Raw genomic sequence first — 3,352 nt, 5'->3', positions numbered from 1 at the left:
GGCGTCGTACGGGTGCGCGACGGCCGGGCCTCGGTCGGCGCCGAGGCGGTGGCGGCCGAACTGCCGGTGGCGATCGCCTATGACGGGGAGACGCACGTCGTCATGATGGCGACCCCGGCCGACCTTGAGGACCTCGCGGTCGGCTTCACGCTCGCCGAGGGCATCGTCGCCGACGTCGGCGAGATCCAGGATCTGCTGGTCGCCGATCTCGATGTCGGGATGCGCGTCCGGCTGACGATTCCGCCCGAGCGCGTGGCAGCGCTGGCCGAGCGCCACCGCAACCTGCCCGGCCGCTCGGGCTGCGGCCTGTGCGGCATCGCCAGCATCGAGGCAGCGCTCCGCCCGCTGCCGCCGGCCCCGCCGGGACCGACCGTCGCTGCCAGCGCCGTGCTGGCGGCGGTCGCGGCCCTGCCGGCGCGCCAGGCCGCCAACCGGGCGACGGGCGCGGTCCACGCGGCGGCACTCGCCGATCGCGACGGGCGCCTGCGGCTGGTGCGGGAGGATGTCGGCCGGCACAACGCGCTCGACAAGCTGGTCGGCGCGGCGGCCCGCGCCGGCCTGAAGCCGGACGAGGGCTTCCTGGTCCTGACCAGCCGCTGCAGCATGGAGATGGTGCAGAAGGCGGCGACCGCGGGATTCGCCGTGATCGTCGCCATCTCGGCGCCGACCATGCTGGCGATCGAACTGGCCCGGGACGCCGGCCTGACGCTGGCCGGCTTCGCCCGGCCCGACGGCTTCAACCTCTATACCCATCCCGGCCGGGTCGTCGCGGCCGAGGGCGAGACCGCGCCATGAGCAGCGACCGCATCGACCGCATGGCCAACCAGATCGCCCGCTTCTTCGCCAGCCGCCCGGAGGCGGAGGCCGTCGCCGGCACCGAAGACCACATCGTCAAGTTCTGGGACCCGCGCATGCGGGCGGCCCTGATCGCGCACCTCGCCGCTGGCGGTGCGGACCTGTCGCCGATCGCCCGCCAGGCGGCCGAGCGCCTGCGCGACCGGCAGGCGCCGTCCCGCGGCTGAGCCGCCGCCCGGCTATCCCTGCGGCTCGGCCGGGGTCGCCATCGCGGACAGCAGTTCGAGGCCGAGCCGGGCCGCGTCCGGGATCCGGCGCGCCTCGGCCTGCGCCTCCGCCACCCGTCCCGAGCGGGCCAGCGTCTCGACCGAGCGCGCGTGCAGGGCCGCGCGCGCCAGGCCGAAGCTGCGCAGGCTGCCGCTCAGCGCGTGCGCCGTCGCCGCAAGCCGCGAGGCGTCCCCGGCCTCCCGGGCCTCGTCGAGCCGCGCGAGCATGGCCGGGGTCTGCTCGACGAGTTGGTGCACCAGCCGCCGGAAGGTGTCCTGGCCCAGCGCCTTGGCCAGCGGCCCGAGCACCGCCTCGTCGAGATCCGGCGCCGCCGGCCCGCGCTCGGGCCTCGGTGCGGCGGCGGCCTCGCCGGCGATCGCCCGCTCGACGGCGGCGCGGGTGATCGGCTTCACCAGCACGCCGTTCATGCCGGCGGCGAGAAAGGCGGTGCGATCCTCGGGCGATCCCATCGCGGTCGCGGCGACGATCGGCACGCGTCCGCGCGGCGCCGGCAATGCCCGGATGCGCCGGGTCGCCTCGATGCCGCTCATCTCGGGCATCTGGATGTCCATCAGCACGAGGTCGAAATCGTCGGCGGCCGCGCGATCCAGCGCCTCGCGCCCGTTCTGCGCCAGTGCGACCTGATGTCCGAGGCTGCGCAGGATGGTGGCCAGGATCTGCTGGTTGGTGGGGTTGTCCTCGGCGACCAGGATGCGCAGCGCCGGGCCGGTGGCCGCCTCGCGCGCCAGTTCCCGGCGCAGCCCGTCCGGGTGCACCGGGCTGAGGGCGCGAGGACCCGGGCGTTCGGCCACCGCGATGCGTCGGGGCACGGCGGCCGGCAGGCCGGCGAGGTCGCGCCGTGCGACGAGGATGCCGTAGGGCCGCCGCGCGGCCTCGGCCTCGGCCGCCATCCCGCAGGCCGCGGGCCCGCCGTCGGCGGCGTCGGCGGCGACGCCCCAGTCGCGCATCTGGTCGACCAGGACCGCGCGCACCGCCGGATCCGGATCGACCACCAGGACGCGCGCGTCGGTCGGCGGCGCCTCGGGTTCGGCGGGCCGGCTGCCCGCCGCCGGGATCGTGAACCAGAAGCGGCTGCCCGTCCCCGGCCGGCTCTCGACCCCGATCTGGCCGCCCATGCGCTCGACGAGCCGCTTGCTGATCGCGAGGCCGAGGCCGGAGCCGCCGAAGCGCCGGGTGATCGAGGTGTCGACCTGCTCGAAGCGCCCGAAGACGCGATCCTGGGCTTCGATGGGAATGCCGATGCCGGTGTCGGCGACGACGAAGCGGATGGCGGCGCCGGCATCGGCCGGCTCGACGGTCAGGGTGACGGAGCCGGTGGCGGTGAACTTGACGGCGTTGCCGAGGAGGTTGAGGAGAACCTGTCTCAGGCGCCCGGCATCGCCGCGCAGCTCGGCCGGCACTGCCGCGCCGAGGCGCCAGCCGAGCATCAGGCCCTTGGCCTGTGCCAGGGGGGCCACGAGGTCGATGGCGGCGGCCGCCACCGGTCCCGGTGCGAACGCACCGAGGTCGAGCTCCAGTCGGCCGGCCTCCAGGCGCGAGAAGTCGAGCAGGTCGTCGATGAGGCGCAGCAGCGCCTCCGACGAGGACTGGATGGTGGCGAGGTAGCGCTGCTGTTCGACCGACAGCGAGGTATCCTGGAGGATCGAGGCCATGCCGATGATGCCGTTCATCGGCGTGCGGATCTCGTGGCTGATGGTGGCGAGGAAGTCGGACTTGGCGCGGTTCGCCTCGTCGGCGCGTTCGTGCGAGGCGCGCAGTTCGGCCTCGGTGCGGCGGCGTTCGGTGATGTCGCGGAGATAGGCGGTGAAGACCCGGCCGCCGTCGGTGCGGCTCGCCGTGACCGTGATCTCGGCCGGAAAGACCTCGCCGTCGGCGCGAACGGCCTGCAATTCGCTGCGGCCGCCGCCGCCGCCGACGGCGGCGGCCAGCAGCCCGTCCAGCAGTCCGGCCGGGCCGTCGGGAAACAGCAGCGGGCCGACCGCCTGCCCCAGTACGTCGGCGCGCCGGCGCCCGAAGATGCCTTCGGCCGCCGGGTTGAACTCGATGATCCGGCCGGTCTCGTCGGTGCTGACGATGCCGTCCAGCGCGGACGCCAGAATCCCCGACTTCAGGGCCTCGCTCTCCGCCAGCTCGTGCTCGCGCCGCTGCACGACCCGGACCTGGCGCCACAGCAGGAACACGCCGGCGCCGATCAGGGCGATGGTGGCGCCGCCGAGCGCGACGAAGCTCGCCGCCTCCTGGCGCCAGCCGTCGAGCGCCTCCGTCACCG

The 3,352-nt window shown here is 75.1% G+C and carries 3 protein-coding genes; 2 read left to right on the top strand and 1 reads right to left on the bottom strand.

Going from position 1 to position 3,352, the window contains the following annotated elements:
- Nucleotides 1-795 (top strand): formate dehydrogenase accessory sulfurtransferase FdhD (gene fdhD / locus ACE3Q3_RS23565; protein WP_374450174.1); only part of this gene is annotated, 795 nt, incomplete at its 5' end.
- A complete protein-coding gene (locus tag ACE3Q3_RS23560) occupies nt 792-1,022 on the top strand; it encodes a formate dehydrogenase subunit delta (protein ID WP_374450172.1) in 231 nt (76 codons plus the stop codon). The genes fdhD and ACE3Q3_RS23560, both read left to right, overlap by 4 nt.
- Before the next feature lie 12 nt (nt 1,023-1,034).
- On the opposite strand, the gene ACE3Q3_RS23555 is transcribed toward ACE3Q3_RS23560, so the two are convergent.
- On the bottom strand, nt 1,035-3,352 hold a 2,318-nt coding region (locus tag ACE3Q3_RS23555; RefSeq protein WP_374450170.1), incomplete at its 5' end, for an ATP-binding protein.

This window comes from Allostella sp., assembly GCF_041913585.1.
Classification (GTDB): Bacteria; Pseudomonadota; Alphaproteobacteria; order ATCC43930; family Allostellaceae; genus Allostella.
Note: the sequence above shows the minus strand (reverse complement) of the source record. Positions and strands in the feature narration are given on the sequence as shown.

Bases quoted from the DNA above. Each gene is read 5' to 3' on its own strand.
- ACE3Q3_RS23560 (WP_374450172.1), top strand. From the start codon at position 792: ATGAGCAGCGACCGCATCGACCGCATGGCCAACCAGATCGCCCGCTTC.